The sequence below is a fragment of the Sphingopyxis granuli NBRC 100800 genome (assembly GCF_001591045.1).
Taxonomy (GTDB): domain Bacteria; phylum Pseudomonadota; class Alphaproteobacteria; order Sphingomonadales; family Sphingomonadaceae; genus Sphingopyxis; species Sphingopyxis granuli.
The window spans coordinates 1-24,281 of the sequence record NZ_BCUA01000011.1; the positions used below are offsets into that span (position 1 = coordinate 1).

General features: G+C 67.3%; 27 protein-coding genes. 11 read left to right on the forward strand and 16 right to left on the reverse strand.

Annotation, left to right across the window (positions count from 1 at the left end):
• Nucleotides 1-188: 188 nt before the first annotated feature.
• The 6 genes from SGR02S_RS04365 to SGR02S_RS04390 all read right to left on the reverse strand — a co-directional run bounded on the left by SGR02S_RS04365 (nucleotide 189) and on the right by SGR02S_RS04390 (nucleotide 7,197).
• Nucleotides 189-1,967, reverse strand: coding sequence for a heparinase II/III family protein (locus tag SGR02S_RS04365; RefSeq protein WP_067106050.1), 1,779 nt, complete (start codon nucleotides 1,965-1,967; stop codon nucleotides 189-191).
• Nucleotides 1,968-1,970: 3 nt separating this feature from the next.
• Nucleotides 1,971-2,639 carry a ribulose-phosphate 3-epimerase gene (gene rpe / locus SGR02S_RS04370; protein WP_067106052.1) on the reverse strand — a complete coding sequence of 223 codons (669 nt, stop codon included), beginning with the start codon at nucleotides 2,637-2,639 and terminating at the stop codon, nucleotides 1,971-1,973.
• A gap of 69 nt (nucleotides 2,640-2,708) precedes the next feature.
• Nucleotides 2,709-2,915 carry a type II toxin-antitoxin system antitoxin gene (locus SGR02S_RS04375; protein ID WP_067106054.1) on the reverse strand — a complete coding sequence of 69 codons (207 nt, stop codon included), beginning with the start codon at nucleotides 2,913-2,915 and terminating at the stop codon, nucleotides 2,709-2,711.
• A gap of 109 nt (nucleotides 2,916-3,024) precedes the next feature.
• On the reverse strand, nucleotides 3,025-3,927 hold the full coding sequence (locus tag SGR02S_RS04380) for an SPFH domain-containing protein (RefSeq protein WP_067106056.1): 903 nt from the start codon (nucleotides 3,925-3,927) through the stop codon (nucleotides 3,025-3,027).
• Nucleotides 3,928-4,034: 107 nt separating this feature from the next.
• Nucleotides 4,035-6,242, reverse strand: coding sequence for a M3 family metallopeptidase (locus SGR02S_RS04385; protein WP_255211383.1), 2,208 nt, complete (start codon nucleotides 6,240-6,242; stop codon nucleotides 4,035-4,037).
• 85 nt (nucleotides 6,243-6,327) lie between these two features.
• A complete protein-coding gene (locus SGR02S_RS04390) occupies nucleotides 6,328-7,197 on the reverse strand; it encodes an SMP-30/gluconolactonase/LRE family protein (protein WP_067106058.1) in 870 nt (289 codons plus the stop codon).
• Between the two features lie 196 nt (nucleotides 7,198-7,393).
• Here SGR02S_RS04390 and SGR02S_RS04395 point away from each other — a divergent pair, with 196 nt between their 5' ends.
• The 4 genes from SGR02S_RS04395 (at nucleotide 7,394) to SGR02S_RS04410 (ending at nucleotide 11,200) form a co-directional block, all read left to right on the forward strand.
• A complete protein-coding gene (locus SGR02S_RS04395; protein WP_067106060.1) occupies nucleotides 7,394-8,548 on the forward strand; it encodes an acyl-CoA dehydrogenase family protein in 1,155 nt (384 codons plus the stop codon).
• 154 nt (nucleotides 8,549-8,702) lie between these two features.
• Nucleotides 8,703-9,872 (forward strand): acetyl-CoA C-acetyltransferase, encoded by a 1,170-nt coding sequence (locus SGR02S_RS04400; protein WP_067106062.1) that lies wholly within the window; start codon nucleotides 8,703-8,705, stop codon nucleotides 9,870-9,872.
• A 106-nt stretch (nucleotides 9,873-9,978) separates the two neighbouring features.
• Nucleotides 9,979-10,761 carry an SDR family NAD(P)-dependent oxidoreductase gene (locus SGR02S_RS04405; RefSeq protein WP_067106064.1) on the forward strand — a complete coding sequence of 261 codons (783 nt, stop codon included), beginning with the start codon at nucleotides 9,979-9,981 and terminating at the stop codon, nucleotides 10,759-10,761.
• Between the two features lies 1 nt (nucleotide 10,762).
• Nucleotides 10,763-11,200: an acyl-CoA thioesterase gene (locus tag SGR02S_RS04410; RefSeq protein WP_067106066.1), complete on the forward strand. Its 438-nt coding sequence runs from the start codon at nucleotides 10,763-10,765 to the stop codon at nucleotides 11,198-11,200.
• 73 nt (nucleotides 11,201-11,273) lie between these two features.
• On the opposite strand, the gene gmk is transcribed toward SGR02S_RS04410, so the two are convergent.
• Nucleotides 11,274-11,936: a guanylate kinase gene (gmk, locus tag SGR02S_RS04415; RefSeq protein WP_067106069.1), complete on the reverse strand. Its 663-nt coding sequence runs from the start codon at nucleotides 11,934-11,936 to the stop codon at nucleotides 11,274-11,276.
• Between the two features lie 58 nt (nucleotides 11,937-11,994).
• Between gmk and SGR02S_RS04420 the strand changes: the two genes are divergently transcribed.
• Nucleotides 11,995-12,546: a DUF2585 domain-containing protein gene (locus SGR02S_RS04420; protein WP_156482972.1), complete on the forward strand. Its 552-nt coding sequence runs from the start codon at nucleotides 11,995-11,997 to the stop codon at nucleotides 12,544-12,546.
• A 20-nt stretch (nucleotides 12,547-12,566) separates the two neighbouring features.
• On the opposite strand, the gene SGR02S_RS04425 is transcribed toward SGR02S_RS04420, so the two are convergent.
• The 4 genes from SGR02S_RS04425 to SGR02S_RS04440 are packed head-to-tail and all read right to left on the reverse strand — an operon-like array spanning nucleotide 12,567 to nucleotide 15,166.
• On the reverse strand, nucleotides 12,567-12,932 hold the full coding sequence (locus tag SGR02S_RS04425) for a hypothetical protein (protein ID WP_067106073.1): 366 nt from the start codon (nucleotides 12,930-12,932) through the stop codon (nucleotides 12,567-12,569).
• Nucleotides 12,933-12,954: 22 nt separating this feature from the next.
• On the reverse strand, nucleotides 12,955-14,370 hold the full coding sequence (gene fumC / locus SGR02S_RS04430; RefSeq protein WP_067106075.1) for a class II fumarate hydratase: 1,416 nt from the start codon (nucleotides 14,368-14,370) through the stop codon (nucleotides 12,955-12,957).
• Nucleotides 14,367-14,678: a hypothetical protein gene (locus tag SGR02S_RS04435; RefSeq protein WP_067106077.1), complete on the reverse strand. Its 312-nt coding sequence runs from the start codon at nucleotides 14,676-14,678 to the stop codon at nucleotides 14,367-14,369. Before SGR02S_RS04435 ends, fumC begins: the two co-directional genes overlap by 4 nt.
• Before the next feature lie 5 nt (nucleotides 14,679-14,683).
• A complete protein-coding gene (locus tag SGR02S_RS04440) occupies nucleotides 14,684-15,166 on the reverse strand; it encodes an SspB family protein (RefSeq protein ID WP_067106079.1) in 483 nt (160 codons plus the stop codon).
• A 97-nt stretch (nucleotides 15,167-15,263) separates the two neighbouring features.
• Between SGR02S_RS04440 and hisB the strand changes: the two genes are divergently transcribed.
• From hisB to hisF, 4 genes are all read left to right on the forward strand, one after another.
• A complete protein-coding gene (gene hisB / locus SGR02S_RS04445; RefSeq protein WP_067106177.1) occupies nucleotides 15,264-15,851 on the forward strand; it encodes an imidazoleglycerol-phosphate dehydratase HisB in 588 nt (195 codons plus the stop codon).
• A 9-nt stretch (nucleotides 15,852-15,860) separates the two neighbouring features.
• The gene (gene hisH / locus SGR02S_RS04450) at nucleotides 15,861-16,469 is read left to right on the forward strand and encodes an imidazole glycerol phosphate synthase subunit HisH (protein ID WP_067106081.1); all 609 of its coding nucleotides are present in this window, start codon (nucleotides 15,861-15,863) and stop codon (nucleotides 16,467-16,469) included.
• Entirely contained in the window at nucleotides 16,457-17,191 is a 735-nt protein-coding gene (hisA, locus tag SGR02S_RS04455) for a 1-(5-phosphoribosyl)-5-[(5-phosphoribosylamino)methylideneamino]imidazole-4-carboxamide isomerase (protein WP_067106083.1), read from the forward strand. The genes hisH and hisA overlap by 13 nt, the downstream gene beginning before the upstream one ends.
• Before the next feature lie 118 nt (nucleotides 17,192-17,309).
• Nucleotides 17,310-18,074, forward strand: coding sequence for an imidazole glycerol phosphate synthase subunit HisF (gene hisF, locus SGR02S_RS04460; protein WP_067106085.1), 765 nt, complete (start codon nucleotides 17,310-17,312; stop codon nucleotides 18,072-18,074).
• Here the strand turns inward: hisF and SGR02S_RS04465 are convergent.
• Nucleotides 18,061-19,197 (reverse strand): beta-ketoacyl-ACP synthase III, encoded by a 1,137-nt coding sequence (locus tag SGR02S_RS04465; RefSeq protein ID WP_067106087.1) that lies wholly within the window; start codon nucleotides 19,195-19,197, stop codon nucleotides 18,061-18,063. The genes hisF and SGR02S_RS04465 overlap by 14 nt on opposite strands.
• A 197-nt stretch (nucleotides 19,198-19,394) precedes the next feature.
• On the opposite strand from SGR02S_RS04465, the gene SGR02S_RS04470 reads away from it, so the two are divergent.
• Complete coding sequence (locus SGR02S_RS04470) at nucleotides 19,395-19,946, forward strand: hypothetical protein (RefSeq protein ID WP_067106089.1); 552 nt, start codon at nucleotides 19,395-19,397, stop codon at nucleotides 19,944-19,946.
• Nucleotides 19,947-19,966: 20 nt separating this feature from the next.
• Here SGR02S_RS04470 and SGR02S_RS04475 read toward each other — a convergent pair whose 3' ends face one another.
• Nucleotides 19,967-20,734 (reverse strand): sulfite exporter TauE/SafE family protein, encoded by a 768-nt coding sequence (locus SGR02S_RS04475; protein WP_067106091.1) that lies wholly within the window; start codon nucleotides 20,732-20,734, stop codon nucleotides 19,967-19,969.
• Nucleotides 20,735-20,861: 127 nt separating this feature from the next.
• Nucleotides 20,862-21,788, reverse strand: coding sequence for a LysR family transcriptional regulator (locus SGR02S_RS04480; RefSeq protein WP_067106093.1), 927 nt, complete (start codon nucleotides 21,786-21,788; stop codon nucleotides 20,862-20,864).
• Nucleotides 21,789-21,870: 82 nt separating this feature from the next.
• On the opposite strand from SGR02S_RS04480, the gene SGR02S_RS04485 reads away from it, so the two are divergent.
• Nucleotides 21,871-22,209: a hypothetical protein gene (locus SGR02S_RS04485; RefSeq protein ID WP_067106095.1), complete on the forward strand. Its 339-nt coding sequence runs from the start codon at nucleotides 21,871-21,873 to the stop codon at nucleotides 22,207-22,209.
• A gap of 72 nt (nucleotides 22,210-22,281) precedes the next feature.
• Here the strand turns inward: SGR02S_RS04485 and SGR02S_RS04490 are convergent, their stop codons facing one another.
• Both SGR02S_RS04490 and SGR02S_RS04495 read right to left on the reverse strand, forming a co-directional pair.
• The gene (locus tag SGR02S_RS04490; protein WP_067106097.1) at nucleotides 22,282-23,154 is read right to left on the reverse strand and encodes a proline dehydrogenase family protein; all 873 of its coding nucleotides are present in this window, start codon (nucleotides 23,152-23,154) and stop codon (nucleotides 22,282-22,284) included.
• Nucleotides 23,151-24,251 carry a GNAT family N-acetyltransferase gene (locus tag SGR02S_RS04495; protein WP_067106099.1) on the reverse strand — a complete coding sequence of 367 codons (1,101 nt, stop codon included), beginning with the start codon at nucleotides 24,249-24,251 and terminating at the stop codon, nucleotides 23,151-23,153. Before SGR02S_RS04495 ends, SGR02S_RS04490 begins: the two co-directional genes overlap by 4 nt.
• Nucleotides 24,252-24,281: the final 30 nt, after the last annotated feature.

A 24,281-nucleotide genomic window follows, 5' to 3' on the forward strand; every position in this document is an offset into this window, starting at 1 on the left:
CGATGCTCTAGGACCAATCGACATTCAGAAGATGGCGAGGCGAAAATGGTGGTTTTTCGCGACTCGGAGCGCAGCGTGCTGACGGCACGTGAGCAGCGGAAGCGCGAAAAGCCGCCATTTGCAGGCCGCCAGAGCTGAATGTCGATTGGTCCTAGCGCAAATTCAAGGCTCACCGCGATGGGAGCCGCTTACCCGATATGCTTGAAGATCCAGCCGATGCTGACGCCGCCGGCGGGGGCGCTGCCGGTGACGACGAGCTGTTCGGTGGGATGCGGGCGGCCCTCGCCGTCGACCCACAGGCTTTCCTCGACCGCGAGCGTGCCCTCGGAGGCGCGGAACTGCCACAGCGGCCCGCCGGCGATGCGCAGCAGCGCGCCGAGCCGGTCGGCGGTCAGGCTGGCGGAAATGTTGCGGCCGAGATGGAAGCGCAGCGCGAAATGCTTGTCGCCCTTGCGGCGGCTGCGCGGAGCGGGGAGCAGCATGTCCTCGCCGCGCAATTCGCGCCCGTTGGGGGACAGGATCAGCAGGCGGCGATGGATCAGCCCGTGGCGCCGCGCATAGCCATCGTGGCTCATTTCCAGCCGGCTGCCCTGCGGGGTTTCGTGCCGGTCGAGCTCGACCTCGGTCACCCCCTTGCCGAGCGAGCCGTTGGGCAGGATCGCGGTCGAATTGCTGTCGGCAACGACCAGCGTCGAATGCGCGGCGGTGGTGCGCAGCCCGCGCGCCAGTTCGGCGGGGATGGTCGCGCCGGTCAGCGCCGCGCCGCCGCAGTTGACGACGATGCGCTCGGCCCCGTCGCTCAGCTCGAACGCCAGGGTCGAGGCGCAGCCCGCCTCGGTCACGCGCGCGATCGGCGGCGGCGCCGCATCGGCGAGCAGCACGACCTTGTTCGCGACGAGCCGCTGATAGCCCCAGTCGCGCGCCTGCTTGAGCGGGCGGGTGCGCACCCCGCTCGCCGCGACGATTGCCGCGATCGTTTCGGCCGGCGTCGCCCCGCTGCCCTGCCAGCTTCCCATGCCGCCGTCGCTGTGGACGATCCCGAGCAGCGCCGGAACCGCGCGCGCCAGCACCTCGTGGAGAAAGGGCGGCAGGTCGATCCGCCGCATGTCGTATATGCGCGCAAGCATCGACAGCGCCATGATCGCATCGAGCTGCGCCTGCGGAGACCGCGCGATATTGCCGCCGTCGGCGTAGAAGCTCGTCTCGATGACCTTGCGCAGTCCCGCTTCGCCGAAGACCTGCCGCGGTTCGCCGCCGGGCATCAGCAGCGAGGCGGCGACGACGCCGATCCAGGCGACCATCTGCTCGACGCCGGGGCGCGTCTTGTCGGCGACGCGGTCGAGATGCCGCGCCGCGCGGGCGAGGTGGTTGAGCACGGCGGAGCGATAGACGAGATCGCTCGACGACAGGATCAGCGGCGCGTGCGCGGCCCAGAACAGGATGCGCCACCCCGTATTGTCGGCTTTCCACGCCGGTTCGCTGACGGTCTCGCCATGGACCGCGAGCCATTGGCGCACGATCGCCTCCGCGATCGCCGCACCGTCGGCGCGCGTCCCGGTGGCGGCAAGGTCGCGCAGCCACGCGAAGCTGTGGATGTGATCGGCAAAGCTCGGCGCGACGCCCAGCGCCGTGAAATCGAGCGTGGCGAGCGGCAGCCTGAGCCCGCGATGGAGGAAATGACCGGCGCGGATCGCGGTGCCCGCGCGCGTGTCGCCGGGAACCGGGTCCTCGGGCACGCCGAGCAGCTTGAGCGGAAAGCGCCCCTTGAGGCGGAAGGCGTGCAGCGGGGTGCGCCACGTCAGCCGCGTGATCTGGTTGGTGATGCGGTCGCCGAGCGACAGCCCCTTGTCGGCGGGGAGGCGGATCAGCCGCTTGCCGGGCTCGATCGAGTCGTCGAGCGGCGGTGTGTCGTCGCCCGCATCGGGGGTCGGGTCGATGGGGGCAACGGTCAACGGTCTCCCCTCCATCGCTCAGGCGCCGCGCAGGCGCCGGATATTGTCGGCATAGGCGTCCGGCCCGCCGCGGAAGGTCGCGGTGCCGGCAACGAGGACGTCGGCGCCCGCCGCGATCGCGAGCGGCGCGGTGCCCGCGTCGATGCCGCCGTCGACCTCCAGCCTTATGTCGCGGCCCGACTTGTCGATCATCCTGCGCACCGCTTCGATCTTGCGGAGCTGGCTGGAAATGAAGCTCTGGCCGCCGAAACCCGGGTTGACGCTCATGATCAGGACAAGGTCGATCTCGTCGATCAGATAGTCGAGCATCTTCGCCGGGGTCGCGGGGTTGAGCGAGACGCCGGCCTGCTTGCCCAGCGACTTGATGTGCTGGACGCTGCGGTGGATGTGCGGTCCCGCTTCGGGGTGGACGGTGATGATGTCGGCGCCCGCCGCGGCGAAGGCGTCGAGGAAGCCGTCGACCGGCGAGATCATCAGATGCACGTCGAAGGGCAGCGTCGAATGCGGCCGCAGCGCCTTCACCACCATCGGCCCGATCGTCAGATTGGGAACGAAATGGCCGTCCATCACGTCGATGTGAACCCAGTCGGCGCCCGCCGCCTCGATCGCGCGCACCTCTTCGCCGAGCTTCGCGAAATCGGCGCTGAGGATCGAAGGGGCGATGCGGACGGAGGGTGCGGCGGTCATGACGACCGGCCTTAACCATCTAGCCGATGGGGAGCAAGCGGCCGTGCGCCCGGTCGCCTTCGGCGACTGTCAGTCCCCGGTCCTGGGCGGGCGCCCGCGCCGCGGGCCCTCCGACTGCTTCACCGCCACGCCGCGCCGGGCGAGCGCCTCGCGCAGCAATATCTCGATCTCGGCATTGGCGCTGCGCAGCTCGGCCGCAGCCAGCCGCTCGATCGCCGCATAAAGCGCGGGATCGAGGCGGAGGGCGAAGGCTTTCCTGGGAGGATTTTGGGACATGACCTCTGTTCCAAACCCGTTCGGGCTGAGCCTGTCGAAGCCCCGGTCTTTCTTGCGGCGTCGAAAGAAAGGACGGTCCTTCAGCAGGCTCAGGGCGAACGGGTCTTGATCAATAGAGCGACCCGGTGTTGACGACGGGCTGGGTGTCGCGTTCGCCGCACAGCACCACCATCAGGTTCGACACCATCGCCGCCTTGCGCTCGTCGTCGAGATGGACGACGTCCTTCTCCGACAGGTGCTGCAGCGCCATCTCGACCATCGTCACCGCGCCTTCGACCAGTTTCCGGCGCGCCGCGATCACGGCTTCGGCCTGCTGGCGGCGCAGCATCGCGCCGGCGATCTCCTGCGCATAGGCGAGGTGGGTCAGGCCGCATTCGTCGACGGTGATACCGGCGACCGCCAGCCGTTCGATCAGTGCCTTGCGCAATTCGGCGCCGACCTCGTCATGGTTGCCGCGCAGCGTCACTTCCTGATGCTCGATGTCGTCATAGGGGTAGCGCGATCCGATCGACCGCACCGCGGCCTCGATCTGCGCGAGGACGAATCCCTTGTAATCCTCGACGTCGAACAGCGCCTGCGCGGTGTCGGTGACGCGCCATACCACCTGCGCCGCCATTTCGATGGGATTGCCGCGCAGGTCGTTGACCTTGATCTTGTCGGAGATGACGTTGTTCGCGCGCACGGCGATCTTGCGGCGCGTCAGCCACGGCAGCACCCAGCGCAGCCCGGTCTCGCGGTCGGTGCCCTTGTAGCTGCCGAAAAGCTGGATCGCTGCCGCCTCGTTCGGATTGATAAGGTAGAAGCCGCAGAGGATCAGCGTGCCGGCAATCGCCGAAACGGCCAGCAGCACCCATTTCCACGACGCTTCGGTCCCCGTGGCGTTGCTCACCCCCGCCCAGATCGCGATGCCGAGCAGGACGAGCCAGACGAACAGCATCAGATAGCCGCTGGCCGTCGCCGCGCGCACCTCGCGCGTTGGGTTGAGCGCGGCCGTCACATTCGAATCACCCATGGCACCCTCCGATATAAAGATGATATCATATTTATATCGTATCTGGCCGGCGTCAATTGGATTTTTGGGGGGCGCGAAGGCCCCTTTGCTTCGCGGCGGAATGCCGGTCAGTCGGTCGGAAAGCCGCGCTTGTGCAGCAGCGCCTTCACGTCGGGGTCGCGACCGCGGAAGGCGCGATAGGCGTCGGCGCGGTCGGTTTCGTTGCCGGTCATCAGCAGGATGGTGCGGAACCGGTCGGCGACGCCGCGATCCCATGGTCCGCCCGCTTCGGTGAAGGCCGCCCAGGTGTCGGCGTCCATCGTTTCGGACCACAGATAGCTGTAATAGCCGGCCGAATAGCTGTCGGAGCTGAACAGGTGGCCGAACTGCGGCAGCCGGTGCCGCATGACGATCTCCTTCGGCATGCCGATCTCGGCCAGCGTCTCGCGCTCGAACGCGTCGATGTCGGTGACGGGGGTCTTGCGGTCGTGCAGCTTCATGTCGACGATCGCGCTTGCCAGATATTCGACCGTCTCGAACCCCTGGTTGAATTTGGCCGACGCGAGGATCTTGTCGACCAGCGCCTGCGGGATCGGCTCGCCCGTCCGATAGTGCGTCGCATAGGTCGACAGCACCTCGGGCGTCATCAGCCAATTCTCGTTCACCTGGCTCGGGAACTCGACGAAATCGCGCGGCACGCCGCCGAGCGCCGGATAGGTCACATGCTGCAGCAGATAGTGGATGCCGTGGCCGAATTCGTGGAACAGCGTCGTCGCGTCGTCGAGGCTGACCAGCGTCGGCTCGCCCTTCGCGGCCTCGGTGAAATTATTGTTGTTCGACGCCAGCACGTTGCGGTCGCCGCCCAATGTCTGCTGGCTGCGATAGGTGGTCATCCACGCGCCCGATCGTTTGCCGTCGCGCGCGAAATTGTCGAGATAGAGAACGCCGATGTTCGCGCCGGTCTTGAGGTTGGTGACCTCGAACGTCTTCACCTTGGGATCGAAAACGGGGATGGTGCCCGTGTTCTCGCGAAAGCCGAGATCGTAGAGCCGCCCCGCCGACCAGAACATCGCGTCGCGCAGCTTGTCGAGCTGGAGATAGGGCTTCACCTCGCTTTCATCGAGGTCGTATTTCGCCTTGCGGACCTTCTCGGCATAATAGCGATAGTCCCATGGCTCGATGGTGATCTTCGGACCCTTGCCGGCCTTCGCCTCGGCGTCGGCGATCGCCTGCATGTCGGCGACTTCCTCGTGCACGCGCGCGACCGCGGCGGGCCAGACCTTCATCATCAGTTCCATCGCCTTTTCGGGCGTCTTCGCCATCGTGTCGGCCATGCGATAATGCGCGTGGGTCGGGAAAACGAGCAGTTCGGCGCGCTGTTGGCGCAGCTTCAATATCCCGGCGATCGTCGCGTTGGTGTCGTTCGCGTCGCCATTGTCGCCGCGGTTCACGAAGGCGCGCCACACTTTTTCGCGCAAGCTCCGGTTGGCGGCATTCTGAAGCACCGGTTGCGCCGACGAACGGGTGTTCTTGATCGCCCATTGGCCGGGCTTGCCTTGCGCCTCGGCCGCCGCGGCGAGCGAGGCGACGAATGCGGGTTCGAGCCCCGCCAACTCGGCCTTGTCGGTGACGAAGGTATAGAGTTTCTCGTCGGCGAGCAGCTTCGACGAGAAGGCCGAGAACAGTCCTTCGAGCTTTGCATTCAGGTCGACGAGCTTTGTCTTGTCGGCGGGCGACAGGCTGGCGCCGTCGCGCACCATCTCGTCATAGCTGCGCTCGACGATGCGAATCTGCTGCGTGTCGAGCCCGCTCGAATGCCGCGCGTCATAGACCGCCTTGTAGCGGGCGAACAGACGCGGATCGAGGAACAGCTCGGTGAAGAAGGTCGAAAGCTTCGGGCTCCATTCGGCGTCGATCGCCTCGACGCGGTCGCTCGACTTGTTCGACGTCTGCACGCCCCACAGCGCATAGACGCGGTCCATCGTGTCGCCCGCGAGCTGCATCGGGACGTGCGTATTCTCGAACGTCGGCGCTTCGGGGTTGGCGATCACCGCCTCGACCTCGGCGCGCGTTTCGGCCATCGCCTTCTGGAAGGCGTCGGGGAACAGCTCGGGATCGAGCTTGTCCCACGGCGGCACCCCCTGAAAGGGGCCGGTCCACGGTGCAAGCATCGGGTTGTCGGCGGCAGGGGTGGCCGCGGCCGGAGCGGCGGCGGGTTCGGTGGCGGTGGATTTGCTCATCTGGCTGTCCATGCTGGCATAACCCGCGACCAGCGCGGTGGATGCGAGCAGCATCGACAGGCGGCGGGCGAGAGGGGGCGCGGGGCGCGGCATCATCGGTCATCTCCCGGGGGTTTTGGTTTCGGGCGAAACCATATGGGGGAGCCTTAGCCCGGGACCGCGCGGCGATGCAAGGCGGCGGTCAACCGGCGAAGCCCGGCTGGATGAGGCCGGGCACGTCGACGCGAAAGGCGAAGAGGCCGCCCGCGTGCGGCTGCTCGCGGCGTTCTTCGTCGGACAGCGCCTTGCCCGCGCTGGTGACGAAGGCAGTGCGCATGTCGGGGCCGCCCAGCGCGATCATCGACGGGCGCTGCACCGGCAGCTCGATGGTCTGGAGCAGTTCGCCGGCCGGCGACAGGCGTACGACGCGCCAGCCGTCCCACAGCGCCGACCAATAGCAGCCTTCGGCATCGACGGTGCCGCCGTCGGGGCGGCCGGTGCCTGTCTCGAACTGGTGGAACAGCCGCCCCTCGCCCAGCGTGCCGGTCGCCGGATCGACGGCATAGGCGCGCAGCGCGTGCGTCGGCGTGTCGGCGTGATAGAAAGTCCGTCCGTCGGGGCTGAATGCGGCGCCGTTGCTCGTCAGCAGGCCGCCGAGCATTTTCGTCAGCGACCCGTCGGGGTCGAGCCGATAGAGCGAGGCGGCCGGGTTCGTCTTGTCGCGCGTCACGCTGCCGACCCACAAGCGCCCGGCGGCATCGACGCAGCCGTCGTTGAAGCGCTGCTCGGGAATGTCCGCGAGCACTTGTTGACCGAAAGGGCGCGGCGCTCGTCCCCAGACGTCGATCAGCGCGCAGCCGCCCTTCAGGCCTGCGACCAGCCCGCCGCCCGCGCGCGGCGCGATGCAGCCGACCGGCCCGTCGAGTTGCATCGTCTCGGTCCGTCGCGTCGTCGGGTCGGTGCGGTGGATGCGGTGCGCGTCGATATCGACCCAATAGAGGCGCGATTCGCCCGGGTGCCAGCGCGGCGACTCGCCGAGCAGCGCGTGGGCGTCGAGGAGCAATTCGACCATAAGCAATGGCATAGCGTCGCCGCCCGGCACCGGCAAATCCGCTCGACGAAGGAGTTTCGTGCCGTAGCGGCATTTCTACTTGACGTGGACGTAAACGTAAGGTCCATTGGTCGGCGAAGGGCGTGCCGCGGCGCGCCCGTTCTTGCGCGGACCGACTCCCCGATAACGCTCGGCCGCCCTCAGGAAAGGAAGACCCATGTCGCTCGATCATCTGTCGCGCACCGCTTATACCGAGGATCATGAAGCGTTCCGCGCGACGGTTCGCCAGTTTCTCGAAAAGGAAGTCGCCCCCAACCAGGCGAAATGGGCCGACGATGGCATCGTCCCCAAGGCGCTGTGGCCCAAGGCGGGCGAGATCGGGATGCTGTGCCCGACGGTGCCAGAGGAATATGGCGGGCTTGGCCTCGACTTCGGCTATAACGCCATCGTCGACGAGGAAAGCGCCTATTACGGCCGCGTGACCACGGGCTTCTCGCTCCAGTCGGACATCGTCGCCAACTATATCGTCCGCTACGGCAGCGAGGAGCAGAAGAAGCACTGGCTGCCCAAGATGGTCGCGGGCGAGGTCGTCACGGCGATCGCGATGACCGAACCGGGCACCGGCAGCGACCTTCAGGGGATGCGCACGACTGCGAAGAAGGACGGCAACCACTATGTCATCAACGGGTCCAAGACCTATATCACCAACGGCCAGAACGCCGACCTGATCCTCGTCTGCGCCAAGACCGACACCGATGTGCAGCCGGCGTGGAAGGGCGTATCGATCATCCTCGTCGAGGCTGAGCGCGAAGGGTTCCAGCGCGGCCGCAACCTCGACAAGATCGGGCAGGACGAAGCCGACACGTCGGAACTCTTCTTCAACGACGTGCGCGTGCCGATCACCAACTGCCTCGGTGACGAGGGGCAGGGCTTCATCTATCTGATGAGCGAACTGCCGCAGGAACGCCTTTCGATCGCGGTGAGCGCGCAAGCCTCGGCGCAGCGCGCGTTCGACGATACCGTCGAATATACGCGCGACCGCAAGGCGTTCGGCAAGCCGATCCTCGATTTCCAGAACAGCCGCTTCGTCCTCGCCGACCTCAAGGCGAAGCTGCAGGTCGGCTGGGCGCACCTCGACTGGGCGCTCGCGCGCCACATGAAGAAGGAACTGACGCCGGAGGAGGGCGCCGCGGCGAAGCTGTGGCACACCGACCTGCAATGGGAGGTGATGGACAAGTGCCTCCAGCTCCATGGCGGCGCGGGTTACATGAACGAATATCCGATCGCCCGCGCGTGGCGCGCCGCGCGCGTGACGCGCATCTTCGGCGGAACGAACGAGATCATGAAGGAACTGATCGGGCGGAAGCTCTGATTTCCCCGCCCGCAAGCGGGCGGGGCAGCGAGATCTGGGAGCTTGCTCCCTGGTCGCAGCGGGGTGGACCATCTCACCCCCGGATGCTCGCTCCGCTCGCGCTCACCCCTAACCCCTCCAGCCTGCGGGAGGGGGATCAAGAAAGGAATTCTCCATGGCTACAGCTTATATCGTAGACGCCGTCCGCACCGCCGGCGGCCGCCGCGGCGGCCGGCTGGCCGGTGTCCACCCCGTCGACCTCGGCGCAGCGGTGTTCGACGCGATCGCCGACCGCAACGATTTCGACACCAACGTGATCGAGGACGTCATCACCGGCTGCGTGTCGCAAGGCGGGCAGCAGACGATGGACCTCGGCCGCAATGCGGTGCTCGCGTCGAAGCTTCCCGACAGCATCCCTGCGGTCACCATCGACCGCCAGTGCGGCTCGTCGCAGCAGGCGGTGATGTTCGCGGCGCAGGCGGTGATGTCTGGCACGCAGGACGTCGTGCTGGCGAGCGGCATCGAGAGCATGACGCGGGTGCCGATGGGCAGCGTCGCGACGCTGTTCATGAAGGAGGGGCTCGGCAACTACAAATCGCCGCGGCTCGAAGAGAAATATCCCGGCATCATGTTCAGCCAGTTCATGGGCGCCGAGATGATCGTCAAGAAGCACGGCTTCACCAAGGCCGACCTCGACGCCTTCGCGCTCGAAAGCCACCGCCGCGCCAGGGCGGCGACCGAGGCGGGCCTGTTCGATCGGGAGATCGTTCCGGTCGAGATCGAGACCGCCGACGGCAAGGAATGGCACAAGGCCGACGAGGGCATCCGCCACGACGCGACGCTCGAAAGCATCGCCGGGGTCAAGCTGCTCCAGGAAGGCGGCACGATCACCGCGGCGACGTCGAGCCAGATCTGCGACGGCGCCTCGGCGGTGCTGGTCGTGTCCGAACAGGCGCTCAAGGATCATGGTCTGACCCCGCGCGCGCGCGTCCATCACCTGTCGGTGACGGCGGGCGATCCGATCATCATGCTCGAGGAACCGCTGTTCGCGACCGAAAAGGCCTTGAAGAAGGCGGGGCTCAAGATCGGCGACATCGATGCCTATGAGGTCAATGAGGCGTTCGCGCCGGTGCCGCTCGCGTGGCTCAAGTATCTTGATGCCGATCCCGCACGGCTCAACGTCCACGGCGGTGCCATCGCGCTCGGCCACCCGCTCGGCGCCACCGGCGCGAAGCTGATGGCGACGCTGCTCGGCGTGCTCGACGCCCGGGGCGGCAAATACGGCCTTCAGACGATGTGCGAAGGCGGCGGCCAGGCGAACGTCACCATCGTCGAGCGGCTGTAAGAATCCGGCGTCGCCCCGGCGAAAGCCGGGGCCGCTATCCACATGGGCGTCACGGCGCCTGCGATCCCGGCTTTCGCCGGGATGACGAAATCAGAAAGGACATCCCATGAAACTCGATTCCACCGTTTCCGCCGTCGTCACCGGGGGCGCCTCGGGCCTCGGCGCCGCCACTGCGCGCGCGCTCGCCGCGAAGGGCGTCAAGGTCGCGATCTTCGACCTGCAGGAGGAAAAGGGCAAGGCGATCGCCGCGGAACTCGGCGGCGTCTTCTGCGAATGCAACGTCACCGACGACGCGTCGGTTGATGCCGCCTTCGCCAAGGCGCGCGCCGCGATCGGGCAGGAGCGCATCCTCGTCAACTGCGCGGGCACGGGCAATGCGATCAAGACCGCGAGCCGCAGCAAGGAAGACGGCAGCATCAAGCATTTCCCGCTCGATGCGTTCAACTGGATCATCCAGATCAACCTCGTCGGCACCTTCCGCTGCATCGCCAAGTCGGCCGCGGGCATGATGACGCTCGACCCGATGGCGGACGGTGAGCGCGGCGCGATCGTCAACACGGCTTCGGTTGCCGCGGAGGACGGCCAGATCGGCCAAGCCGCCTATTCGGCGTCGAAGGGCGGGGTCGTCGGCATGACGCTGCCCGTCGCGCGCGACCTCGCGAGCGAGAATATCCGCGTGAACACCATCCTGCCGGGCATCTTCGACACTCCGTTGCTCGGCGCCGCGCCGCAGAATGTCCGCGACGCGCTCGCCGCCTCGGTGCTCAATCCGAAGCGGCTCGGCAATCCGGACGAATATGCCACCCTCGCGCTCTGCATGATCGAGAACGGCTATTTCAACGGCGAGGACGTCCGCCTCGACGGCGGCATCCGCATGGCGCCGCGCTGATATGGCTAAACCGGAAGGCTGGCGGCTCGATGCCGCCAGCTACCCCGTCTGCGAAACATTCCAGACGCGGTTCCAGGACATGGACGTCAACGGCCACCTCAACAACGTGGCCTTCGCGGCGCTGTTCGAAAGCGGTCGCGTCCTGCTCAACTGGCGCCTGCGCGCGCAGGGCGAGCGCGCGGCGAACGAACGCATGATGGTCGCCGCGGTCGAGATCAACTATCTGGCCGAGGGCAATTTCCCCGATCCCGTCGAGATCGCGACCGGCATCGGCCGCATCGGCACGTCGAGCTGGACGCTTATCCAGGCGATGTTCCAGAACGGCCGCGCGATCGCAACCTGCGACACCGTCGTCGTCTGCCGCACCGACGGCGAGGCGAAGCCGCTGCGCGCGGAGATGGTCGCAGAGCTGGAGGCGAATCTGGCTAGGCCGATTTAGCGATCTGGCCTGACCTTCGTCATCCCGGACTTGATCCGGGGTGACGATGAACGGAGGACGGAGCCTAGCGCTATTAAAGCTTCTTGTCCGCCTCGGGCACCGATCGGATCAGGTCGCGGGCGAAGCCGATCAGGCCGATCTGGCGGCGGCGCTTCAGCCGTTCGGCGCGCAGGATCGCCTTCACTTCGTCGAAGCAGCCTTCGACATCGTCGTTGATCAGTACATAGTCATAGCCGTCCCAGTGGCTGATCTCGTTCGCCGCGCGCGCCATGCGCGCCGCGATCACTTCGTCGCTGTCGGTCCCGCGCGACCGCAGCCGGCGTTCGAGTTCCGCCATCGTCGGCGGCAGGATGAACACGCGCACCACGTCGGGGCCGGCTTCCTGATAGAGCTGCTGCGCCCCCTGCCAGTCGATGTCGAACAGCACGTCCTTGCCCGCGGCGAGCAGGTTCTCGACCGGCCCGCGCGGCGTGCCGTAGCGGTGGCCGAAGACATGCGCCCATTCGAGGAATTCGCCGTCGGCGGCCATCTGCTTGAAGGTTTCGACATCGACGAAATGATAATCGACCCCGTCGCGCTCGCCCGGGCGCATCGGCCGCGTGGTCGCGGAGATCGAAAGCGCGATGTCGGGATCGGCGGCGAGCATCTTTTTCGAAATCGTGGTCTTGCCCGCGCCCGAAGGCGACGACAGAATGAAGAGCACGCCGCGGCGGTGAAGATGGACGCTGTCAGCCATGCGGGCTCATTGCGCGCGCGCGGGCGCCGGTCAAGCGGGAAGGGGCATCATGGCGGGAATGACGCGCAGAGGTTGGCTGGTCGCGGCCGCGCTGCTGGCCTTGCTCGCCGCGATCCTGATCGCGATGGGACGCCCGCCGATCTGTCCGTGCGGTACCGTCAGCCTGTGGCACGGGGTCGTCCAGTCGAACCAGAACAGCCAGCAGATTTCGGATTGGTACAGCTTCAGCCACGTTATCCACGGCTTCCTCTTCTATGGCCTGTCGCGCTGGCTGATGCCGCGCGCGCCGCTGTGGATCGCGCTCGCCGTCGCGATCGGAATCGAAGGGGCGTGGGAGATTCTCGAAAATTCGCCGATCATCATCGACCGCTATCGCGAGGTGACGATGGCCTATGGCTATGCGGGCGATTCGGTGCTCAATTCGGTGAGCGATGCGGCGTTCATGCTGCTCGGCTTCCTCGCCGCGAGCCGGATGCGCTGGCAGACGACCGTCGCCATCGCGATCGCCTTCGAATTGTTCACCCTGTTCGCGATCCGCGACAATCTGACGCTCAACGTCCTGATGCTGGTATCGCCGGTGGAGGCGATCAAGGACTGGCAGGCGGGCTGATCTTCGATAACGAAGCGGTTTTAGTGAACCGACGGCTGCCCATTCGTTTCGACCGGCAGCGCCGGGGGCAGGGCATCGCCGAGCTGTTCGCCGTCGGACGCCGCGCTGTCGATACCGGCATAGCTGTCGACCACGCCTTCGCGCGCCAGCCGGTCGCCGATGCGATGCGCTTCCTCGGCGGCGCGGCGCTGTTCGGCGCGGTCGGCCCATTTCTTGGTGAGGTAGGCGGCGGCCGCGGTCGCGGCGAGCACGGCATAGCGTTGCGGGAACATCCGCCGCGCCACGAACAACGTCCCGGCGCCGATCACGGCACCTGCGACCGGGTGATTATTCTTGCGGCGCCCGATCGCGCTGCCGAGCACGCCGCCGACGATCCGTCCCATCATCTTCACGATCCTTCCTCCCCCATCAATCCGCGACCCGGCCTTCGGGTTCCGGACCGAGCATATGGCGCGGGTCGACGACCCGGTCGAAGGTCGCCGCATCGACGAAACCCAGCGCCAGCGCCCCCTCGCGCAGCGTCGAACCGGTCTCGTGCGCGTGTTTTGCGATCATTGCCGCGTTGTCATAGCCGATCTCGGGCGCCAGCGCGGTGACGAGCATCAGCGAGCGCTCGACCAGTTCGGCGATTCGCGGGCGGTTCGGTTCGATCCCGGCGACGCAGCGGGTCGCGAAGCTTTCCATGCCGGTCGCGAGCAGGTCGATCGAGCGCAGCACATTGGCGCCGATCAGCGGCTTGAAGACATTGAGTTCGAGATGGCCCTGCATCCCGCCGACGGTCACCGCCTGATGATTGCCGATCACCTGCGCCGCGACCATCGTCAGCATCTCGCACTGGGTCGGGTTGACCTTGCCCGGCATGATCGAGCTGCCGGGCTCGTTCGCGGGCAGGTCGATCTCGCCCAGACCGGCGCGCGGGCCGGAGCCGAGCAGGCGGATGTCGTTGGCGATCTTGGTCAGCGCGACCGCGAGCGTGTTCAGCCGCCCCGACAGGTCGACCAGCATGTCGTGGCTCGCCAGCGCCTCGAACTTGTTCGGCGCGCTTGCGAAGGCGACGCCGGTGATCGCGGTCATCTCGGCCGCGAAATCCCCGGCGAAGCCCGCGGGCGCGTTGAGCCCGGTGCCGACCGCGGTCCCGCCCTGCGCGAGATGCGGCAGGGCATGCTGCACCAGCGGCTCGGTGCGCGTCCGGCACAAAAGCAACTGGGCGTGATAGCCCGAAAATTCCTGCCCCAGCGTCAGCGGCGTCGCATCCTGCAGATGGGTGCGGCCGATCTTGACGATATCGTCCCACGCCTCCGCCTTGGCGCGCAGCGCCTCGATCAGCAGGTCGAGCGCCGGCAGCAGGCGGCTGCGCATCGCCAGCGTCGCGGCGACGTGCATCGCGGTCGGAAAGCTGTCGTTCGACGACTGGCCGCGGTTGACGTCGTCGTTGGGATGCACCGGCACCTTGCCGCCGCGCGTGCCGGTCAGCATCTCGTTGGCGCGGCCGGCGATCACCTCATTGGCGTTCATGTTGCTCTGGGTGCCGCTGCCCGTCTGCCAGATGACGAGCGGGAACTGGTCGTCATGCTCGCCGGCGGCGACTTCGGCGGCGGCGGCCTCGATCGCGTCGGCCTTTTCGGCGGACAGGCCGTGGCGGCGGTTAACCCGCGCCGCCGCCTGCTTGACCAGCGCGAGCGCGTGGACGATCCCGACCGGCATCCGCTCGCGCGCGCCGAAGGGGAAATTCTCGATCGACCGCTGAGTCTGCGCACCCCAATAGGCGCCGGCGGGCACCGCGATCTCGCCCAGGCTGTCGCTTTCGATCCGCGTGTCGCTCATAGGATCAATATCCTCGTCACCATCACCGCCCCAGCCCAGATCAGCGCGACGAGGCTGAGCAGCTTCCAGAAACCGCGCTCGCCGACCCGCGCGCGCAGCCAGGCGGCGACGATCCAGACCAGCACCAGCGCCGGGGTCAGCACCAGCAGGCTGAAGCGCAGCAGCCCGTCGGCGATCTGCCCGCGGGGATAGGGCCCCTCGAACAAGGCATAGCCCTCGACCCCCCACCAGAAGGCGGCGGTCAGCACGACCATGCCCGCAAGGGCCCAATATTGCCAGAAGCGCGATGGCGGCCAATTGTCGGCCACGGCGGCTATTTCTTCTTGCCGAAGTCCACGGTCACCACGTTCGACCCGTCCTCGGCCGATACGTCGGGGCGGTCGTTATGGGCTTCGTCATGCGGTTCGGGCGCTTCCATATCCTCGTCGCTGACCTGGAACTGGAGCCCGAAATCGACCGATGGATCGACGAAGGCGGTGATCGCCGCATAGGGGATCACCAACATCGACGGCGTCTGGTTGAACGACAGGCCGACGCTGAAATGATCCGATTCGACCTTCAGGTCCCAGAAGCGGTTCTGGAGCACGATCGTCATTTCGTCGGGGAACTTGGCGACCAGATGCGCGGGGATCGACACGCCCGGCGCCTGCGTCTTGAAGGTGATATAGAAATGATGCTCGCCGGGCAGGCTGTCCGATCCGACGATCTGCGACAGCACGCGGCCGACCACGGCGCGCAGGGCGTCCTGCACGATCTCGTCATAGGGAATCAGGCTGTCGCGGACTTCGTCACTCATGGGCGAGGGGGATGAACGGCGCGCGGGCGATGGTCAAGGGGGGTCGAGAGCGGAGAGTCGCCTTGCAACGCGAAAAGTCGCTGCTATGGCGTCGGCCATGCGAACCGCCTCTGTCCAGCGCACGACTAGGGAAACCGATATCGCGATCACCGTCGATCTCGACGGCAGCGGCACCTATTCGGTATCGACCGGCATCGGCTTTCTCGACCACATGATCGAGCAACTGTCGCGCCATTCGCTGATCGACATTTCGATGACGGTGAAGGGCGACCTGCACATCGACCAGCACCACACGGTAGAGGATTCGGCGCTCGCGCTGGGCGATGCGGTGGCCAGGGCGCTCGGCGACAAGCGCGGCATCGCCCGCTATGGCGAGGCGCATGCGCCGATGGACGAGACGCTGACGCGCTGCATCCTCGACATTTCGGGGCGGCCGCACTGCGTCTGGAACTCGGGTTTCTCGCAGCCGCGGCTCGGCGAGATGGATACCGAGCTGTTCCCGCACTGGTTCGCCAGCTTCGCGCAGGCCGCCGGGATCACGCTGCACATCGAAACCCTCTATGGCGAGAACAACCACCATATCGCCGAGAGCATGTACAAGGCGCTGGCGCGTGCACTGCGCCAGGCGGTCGAGATCGACCCGCGCAAGGGCGACGCGATCCCGTCGACCAAGGGTGTGCTCTAGGAGCCGTCCATGAGCGTGATTGCCCTGATCGACTATGGCGCAGGCAATCTTCGCTCGGTGCATAATGCGCTCGTCGCGGCAGGCGCGGACAATGTCGCCGTCACCGCCGATCCCGATGTCGTGGCCAAGGCCGACCGCATCGTGCTGCCCGGTGTCGGCGCCTTTGCGGCGTGCATGGACGGCCTGTCGGCGATCGAGGGGCTGATCGAGTCGATCGAGCGGCGCGTGCGGGGCGAGGGGGCGCCGTTCCTGGGCATCTGCGTCGGCATGCAGCTGCTCGCCGACGCGGGCGAGGAGCATGGGCGGCACCGGGGGCTCGGCTGGATCTGCGGGACGGTGCGGGCCTTCGATCCGCAACCGGGCCTGCGCATCCCGCACATGGGCTGGAACGACGTGGTTCCGACCGTCGCGCATCCGGTGATCGCGGCGGGCGAGGCCTATTATCTGCACGGCTATCATTTCGCCGACGCCGTGGACGTGCTGGCGACCAGCAGCCATGGCGGTCTCTTCACGGCAGCGGTCGGCCGCGACAATATCGTCGGCGTGCAGTTTCACCCCGAAAAGAGCCAGGCCTATGGCCTCGCCACCCTCGAAAGATTTCTCGCATGGCGGCCCTGACGATCTTCCCCGCGATCGACCTGAAGGGCGGACAGGTGGTGCGGCTGGCCGAGGGCGACATGGCGCGCGCGACAGTTTACGGCGACGATCCGGCGGCGCAGGCGCGGCTGTTCGCCGCGGCGGGCGCGGACTGGCTGCATGTCGTCGACCTCGACGGCGCTTTCGCAGGGGAAAGCGTCAACGGCGCGGCGGTCGAGAGCATCATCGCCGCGTTTCCAGGCAAGGTGCAGGTCGGCGGCGGCATTCGTGACCGGGCGGGCGTCGATCGCTGGCTGGCGCGCGGCGTCGAGCGCGTGATCATCGGCACCGCCGCGCTGAAAGATCCCGAGTTCGTCAAATCGGCTGCGCGCGATCTGCCCGGACGGATCGTGGTGGGGGTCGATGCGAGGGACGGTATGGTTGCGACCGAGGGCTGGGCCGATGTGTCCGACGTGCGCGTCGAAGACCTTGCGCGGCGGTTCGAGGATGCCGGCGTCGCGGCGCTGCTCTTTACTGACGTCGGCCGCGACGGGCTGCTGAAAGGTTGCAATGTCGAGGCGACGGTGGCGCTCGCCCAGGCAGTCGCGATTCCGGTGATCGCTTCGGGCGGAGTCGCCGACATCGGCGACATCCATGCGCTTCGTCCGCATGTCGCAAGCGGCATCGAAGGCGTCATCACCGGCCGCGCGCTTTACGACGGTCGGCTCGATCTGGTCGAAGCAATTGCCGTGGGGCAGGGATGAAGGCCATGCCTCTCAGTGTTCCCCGGCGAAAGCCGGGGTCCAGGGTGTTATCGCGCAACGACGGCTTCGTAACGCTCTGGACCCCGGCTTTCGCCGGGGAACACGGAAGGTTGGCTCCATGACCGTCCGCGTTCGTGTCATCCCCTGCCTCGACGTCGCCGACGGGCGCGTCGTCAAAGGCGTGAACTTCGTCGATCTCCGCGATGCGGGCGATCCGGTTGAGGCCGCGCGCGCTTACGACGCTGCGGGCGCCGACGAACTTTGCTTCCTCGACATCAGCGCGAGTCATCAGGGGCGCGGCACCCTGCTCGACATGGTCGCCCGCACGGCGGAGGTCTGCTTCATGCCGCTGACCGTCGGCGGTGGGGTGCGCAGCGCCGAGGATGCGCGCGCGCTGCTGCTCGCGGGCGCCGACAAGGTCGCGGTGAACAGCGCCGCGGTGGTGCGCCCCGAACTGGTCGCCGACATCGCCGACCGCTTCGGCAGCCAGTGCGCGGTGGGCAGCATCGACGCGCGGCAGGTCGCGGCGGGGCGATGGGAAATCTTCACCCACGGCGGGCGGCGGGCGACCGGGATCGATGCCGTCGCGCATGCGGTGCGGCTCGCCGAACTGGGGGCGGGCGAACTGCTCGTCACCAGCATGGACCGCGACGGCACGAAGGACGGCTATGACCTCGCGCTCACCCGCGCGATCGCCGATGCGGTATCGGTGCCGGTGATCGCGAGCGGCGGGGTCGGCAACCTCGACCATCTCGTTGCCGGGGTGATCGAGGGCGGGGCGAGCGCGGTGCTTGCCGCGAGCATCTTCCACTTCGGCGAGGCGACGATCGCCGATGCGCATGCGCGGCTGGCGGCGGCGGGCTTGCCGGTCAGGTCTTTCTGACGAACACCGTGCCCGCCGAATAGCCGGCGCCGAACGAGCAGATGAGGCCGGTGTCGCCCGCCTGCATGTCGTCGTGATGCAGGTGAAAGGCGATGATCGACCCCGCGCTCGACGTATTGCCATAGGTGTCGAGCACGGTCGGGCTTTCGTCGTCGCTCGCTTCGTGGCCCAGCACCCGCTGCGCGATCAGCCGGTTCATGTTGGTGTTCGCCTGATGCAGCCACAGCCGCCGCATGTCGGCGCCTTCGAGCCCCAGCTTCGCCATTTCGTCGACGATCATCGCCGCGACCATCGGGACGACTTCCTTGAACACCTTGCGGCCTTCCTGGACGAACAGCTTGTCGGTTTTCGGTCCCGACTGGTCGATGCCGCCGTGGGCACGGTTGAGGAAGCCGAAATTGTTGCGGATATTGTTCGAGAATACCGTCTTCAACTTCGTGCCGAGGATGTCCCAGTGCCCCGCGGGCGCCAAGCCCTTGTCCTCGATCAGGATCGCGGTCGCGACGTCGCCGAAGATGAAATGGCTGTCGCGATCGCGCCAGTTGAGGTGCCCCGAACAGATTTCGGGGTTCACGACCAGCACGCTTTTCGCATGGCCCGCCCGGACATAGTCGGCGGCGGTCTGGATACCGAAGGTCGCCGACGAGCAGGCGACGTTCATGTCGAAAGCGAAGCCGTCGATGCCGAGCGCCTGCTGAATCTCGATCGCCATCGCGGGATAGGGGCGCTGCATGTTCGACGCCGCGCACAGCACCGCATCGACATCGGCGGCGTCGCGCCCCGCGCGGGCCAGCGCATCCTTTGCCGCTGCGACGCCGATCTCGGCAAGGATCGACAATTCGTCGTTACCGCGCTCGCGCAGCCGCGGCGCCATGTGCGCGGGGTCGAGAATGCCCGCCTTGTCGACGACGTGGCGCGACCCGATGCCGCTGGCCTTTTCGATGAACTCGACGCTCGATTCGGTCAGCGCTGGAATCTCGCCCGCCGCGATCGCCGCCGCATTGTCGCGATTGTAGAGCGCGACATATCGGTTGAAGCTGGCCACCAGTTCTTCGTTGCTGATGCGTTCGGCGGGGGTGAAGAGGCCGGTGGCGGACAGGACCGGCTGCGATTGGTGCGACATGGATGACCTGCGTGTCTTCTGCTGTTCGGGGACAGCCTGCTGATTAGGCCGCGGCATCGCGGCGCGCAACGCCCGTCGCAACAGGCTGAACGATCGCCGACATCATGGTTAACCGACTGCTAACCATCGGGGTGGCATGGTGCGCGGTGCAGGCCTCCGGGGGGATGGCTCCCCGGGCGCTTAGCGGGAGCACGACCATGGCCACGCGTTCAGGACCGGCAGCCGGCGATCTGTCGCTCGCGGAGATCAGGGAATTCGCCGCCTTCCTTCCGGGCACCCAGCGCTATATCCGCCGCTCGCTCGACATCGGGCTGGAGCGCGACGACGCGGTTGCGCGCTGGTCGCGCGATCCCGTCGAGGAAGCGGCGATCCGCGTGCAGGCGAAGGTCTATGGACGGCTTGGCGCGATCCGCGCGCATATTCCGGAGGACAGCGGGCTCGACGCGCTGGAGGGCTTCATGGCGCCGCTGGTCGCGGTGTCGGCCTTCGACCTCGGGCAGGATCGCCTGCCGAGTTTCGGGGCCTATCGCTTCCTGTACGAACGGTTGCTCGGCGCGCATGCGCGGCCCTGGCTGCCCGGTGCCTTCTGTGCCGCGGCCGCATTGCCGCACCTCCACCCCGACAAGCGCAAGGCGCTGCTCCAGTCGATCGGCGAATCGGCGGCCACCGCGCCGGGCTGGTCGGCGCGCGAACCCAGCTTCTATCCCGAATGGGTCGACAAGATCGACGAGACGCGGCCAGCGAACTAGCGCCGGCGCCCCGCCGCCGGTCAGATCAGCGCTCGCCACAGGCCGAAGGCGCTGGTCAGCGTCAGGACGACGCCGACGAGGATCAGCATCAGCTTGGGCGAGAAGCGCTTGGCCATGAAGGCGCCCATCGGTGCCGCGATCACCCCGCCGATCAGCAGGCCGAGCGTCGCGCCCGCGATGTCGGCGAGGCCGAGGTGCCAGATGAAGGTGGCCGATACCGCTAGGGTCAGGAAGAATTCGACGCTGTTCACCGTGCCGACGACCTTGCGCGGCTCGGCGCCCTGGACGAGCAGGTTCGAGGTGACGACCGGTCCCCAGCCGCCGCCGCCCGCCGCGTCGAGGAAGCCGCCGACGAGGCCGAGCGGCGCGATCACCTTGGGCTTGCGGATCTTCGGCGGATACAGGAGGCCGCGGACGAGCAGCCAGACGCCGACCAGGATCAGATAGGTCAGGACGATCGGCTTGACCACCGCGCCGTCGATCGACGACAGCAGATAGGCGCCGGTCACGCCGCCGATGATCCCGGGAACGAGCAGGCGGAAGAATAGCCCCCATTCGATGTTGCGGTGGATCAGGTGGCTGATGCCCGACACGCCGGTCGTGAACACCTCGACGACATGGACGCGCGCCGACGCGGTGGCCGGGGGCACGCCCATCACCGCGACGAGCAGCGTGTTGCAGATGACCCCGAATGCCATGCCGAGCGCGCCGTCGACGAGTTGCGCGGCGAAACCGATCAGGATGAAGGGCAGGAGCGCCGACGGATCGAGCGCCGAAAGTTCAAGCATGATTTCATCCCAACTGTTTTCGTTGAGAAGGTGCTGCCGCGATTCTACGGCGAACGCCAGTACAGTTTTTCTGCTGCCGTTGAAGGGAAGGGTTTCCGCGCCCAGCCGAGACGGCCCCGGTGCGGCATCAGCCGTTCACCTGATCGGGAAGATATTCGCGCACATGGTCGATGAAGGCACGCAGCTTCGGCATCACCTGCTTGCGGCTGGGATAATAGAGGAACAGCCCCGACGTCGAACTCGCATGTTCGGTCAGCACCAGTTCCAGATCGCCGCTCGCCACCATCGTCTTTGCAACGGGTTCGGCCAGCATTCCCATCGCCACACCCGCGCGCATCGCGACCATCGCCGCGATCCAGTCGTTGACGATCACCGGCCCAGTCACCGGCACCTCATATTCGCGATTTCCCCTTTCGAAGGTCCATGGCATCAGACCGCCCGTCGCATAGCGAAAGCGGATGCAGCGATGGTCGCGCAAATCCTCCGGCGTTTCGGGGCGCCCATGGCGGTCGAGATAGGCCGGCGCCGCCGCCGCGACGAAGCGGAAGGGACCGGTGAGGCGCACTGCGATCACGTCGGCGTCGAGCGTTTCGCCCATCCGGACGCCCGCATCGAAGCCGCCGGCGCTGAGGTCCGCCAGTCCGTCGTCGGCGTAAATCTCCAGCTCGATGTCGGGATAGGCTTCGCAGAAGCCGGCGATGATCGGCTCGAACAGCGGCTGCACCGCGCCGCGCATCAGGTTGATGCGCAGCCGTCCCGCCGGCCGGTTGCCCAGATTGCGCGCCGCTTCATAGGCGTCGGTCAGCCCCGCATAGGCCGGCGCGGCGCGTTCGAGGAACATTTCGCCCGCCTGGGTCAGACCGACGCTGCGCGTCGTGCGCATGAAAAGCGGAGCGCCCACCCGCGCTTCCAGCGCCTTCACTGTCTGGCTGATCGCCGAGGGTGAAACACCGAGGTCCGCGGCGGCGGCGGAGAAGCTTCGCCGTTCCGCCACGCGCAGAAAAGCCTCGATCCCGTCGAGCGCCCCCTGAGGGATTGTTAAATCCTGCTTCAAAGCACTTGCAGATTATAGAGGATTATCTATTGGCGCAAGCGCGGCTAAATAAGTTGCACAACGAAACGAAAGGATCTCTCCCATGACCAATCGGCTCTCCTCTTTCAACCGCTTCCCCTCCGCCTTCGCGATCGTCGCGGCTTCGGCGCTTGCCTTCACCGGCCTGATCGCCTCGACTGCGCCGGCGCACGCCCAGCCCCAGAGCGGCGACTATCGCTGCACCGCGCTCGCCGAGCAGGCGCGCGGCGCGGCCGACACCGTCCAGAGCGGCAAGCAGGCCAGCGCGAAGCGCTTCGTCGCCGCAGGCAACAAGCTGTGCGAAGCGGGCAACGAACGCGCCGCCGCCAAGCAGTATCGCACCGCGCTGAAGATCGCGGGCGTGGCCGAAGCCCAGGGCGACAGCCAGGTGGCGTCGCGCTGACATCATCCCAAGCCAGACACCATTCTCCGGTCCGCCCTCTCCCTCTCCCCGGCGGACACAACTGGGGCGGCCCTAATCGGGCTGCCCCATTTTGCCTGGAGACGGATCGCGCAGCCCCAGCATGTCGCGCAGCATCCATAGCGGCAGCCACGGGCGCGCGAGCGCCTTGTCGATCGCATAGGGCCACCAGCCGGGGCCGAACGGGATATAAAGGCGCACGGGCACGCCGCGCTGCCGCGCAATGGCGACCGTTCGCGCCCGTGGAAGCCCGCGCAGCTGTTCGAGTTCGACGGGCGTCCCGGCGGCGATCAGCCTGTCGAGCGCCTGCGCGGCGAGCGCCGGCCTATGCGTCGCGATGGCGACCGGCGCAGTGCGGCCGGCGAATTCCGACACCAGCGCCAGATAGGCCGCGTCGGTATCCGCGGGGTCTGCATCGGGATCGGGCCACTCGCCCTTGACGATCCGGATGCGCGCCGTCGTGTCGCGAAGGCGTACGGCATCGGCGGAGCTGCGCCGCCAGCGCGCGGGAAGCACGCAGCCGGTCCCCGGAAAGTCGGCGAGCAGCTGCTCGGTTGCCGCAATCGTCGCCTCGGCGTCGGCGGGGCCGTGGGCGTCGAGCATGAGCGGCATTCCTGCGGCCGCGCCCGCGTTGGCGAGCGCGCGCAGGCGCGCGGGACAGAAGCCGAGCGGCGGCGCCTTGACCGACAGATAGGCGCCGGTGCCGATAAGCCGCGCCGCGGCGGCGCGGTAGGCGGCGATGATCGTATCCGGGTTGTCGCCGTCGTCCTGGAAATAGCCGACGGTCGCCGCGAACTCCCGCCGCCGCAACCGCGCGCATAGCGCGGCGGCATCGGCGGGCTCGGGCGTCCGCAACCATCGCGCCGCGCGGCGCGGCAGCGCGTAACGCTGGTCGCGCAGCCAACGCCAGGCGGCCGACTCCTTCACCGCGCGGCTCTACCCAGTCGATGCCGCAGCCAGAACAGGCTGTCGGCGAGCAGCGCGACAAGGCCTGGCGGGGTGAAGGGATAGGTTCGCAAGCGGACGCAATCGCGTTGCTCCTGCGTCCAGAAACGTGTGATCCACGCCTCGGTCTCGCCCAGCAGTTCATAGCTTTCGAGCCCCTGCTCGGCCGCCCAGCGCAGCGTGTGCAGCATCAGCAGGGTTCCGGGCGAGCATTTGCCGAAACGATCGTCATGCCCGATCTTGAACAGCCAGTATTGCCCCGCCCAGAGCAGCGCCAGCTGCATCGCCACCGCCTCCCCGCCGATGCGCATGAATGACAGCCGAAAGGTGCCGCGCGCCGCGGCCGAACGGAAGAAGCGGCGAAAGAAGGTCTCGCGCCGCCGGTCGACCGCCAGCGCGCTGCCGGCCTCGCGTTTCCAGCTTCGCAGCTCGACACCGATCGCTTCGTCGAACAGCGCGTCGAAGTCCGCCGGGTCCGGGGCCAGCGTCTCGAACGTCACGGGGCCGATCGCTTCGGCGCGCCGCGCCGCGCGCCGAAAATCGGACCGGCGGCCGGCGTTGAACCGGCTTTCGGGATCGCGCCACGATTCGCCGAGCGCTATCATCGGGCATGGCATCGCGGGGCGGACCGACACCCAGCCGCGGCCCCGCATCGCCTGCCGCAGCGCGGGTACGAGGGGCGAGTCCCGGGAAATGCGGTCGAGCGATAGCGGATGATGCGCCGCACGGATCGCGGCGGCAATCGGATCGGCCGCCGCCGGGTCGGCACAGAGCAGGTCGCCGGGCTCGAACAATTCGGCGGCGCCGGCCATCCGCCAGCGAGCGAGATAGCGCCGGTCCCGGCACAGCGGCAGCAATGCGGTGATCGCGACGCCGCCGTGGACCCCGAGCAGCTGTTGGTGCTGGCCTGACAGGAGGGGAGCGAGCGCCGCCGCGAAATCCCGCGTCTGCGTCGGCCACCGTCCGCTCGGTTCGAGCCGTTCCCATTCCGCCGCCAGCCGGTCCGCATCCATCTCGCGAACGAGGTCGATCGCGCGCGCCGGCCGGAGCCGCGCGGGGCGCGCATTTCCGCTTTTCATCCTGTCGAAACGCGCGTGCCGCAAGCGATG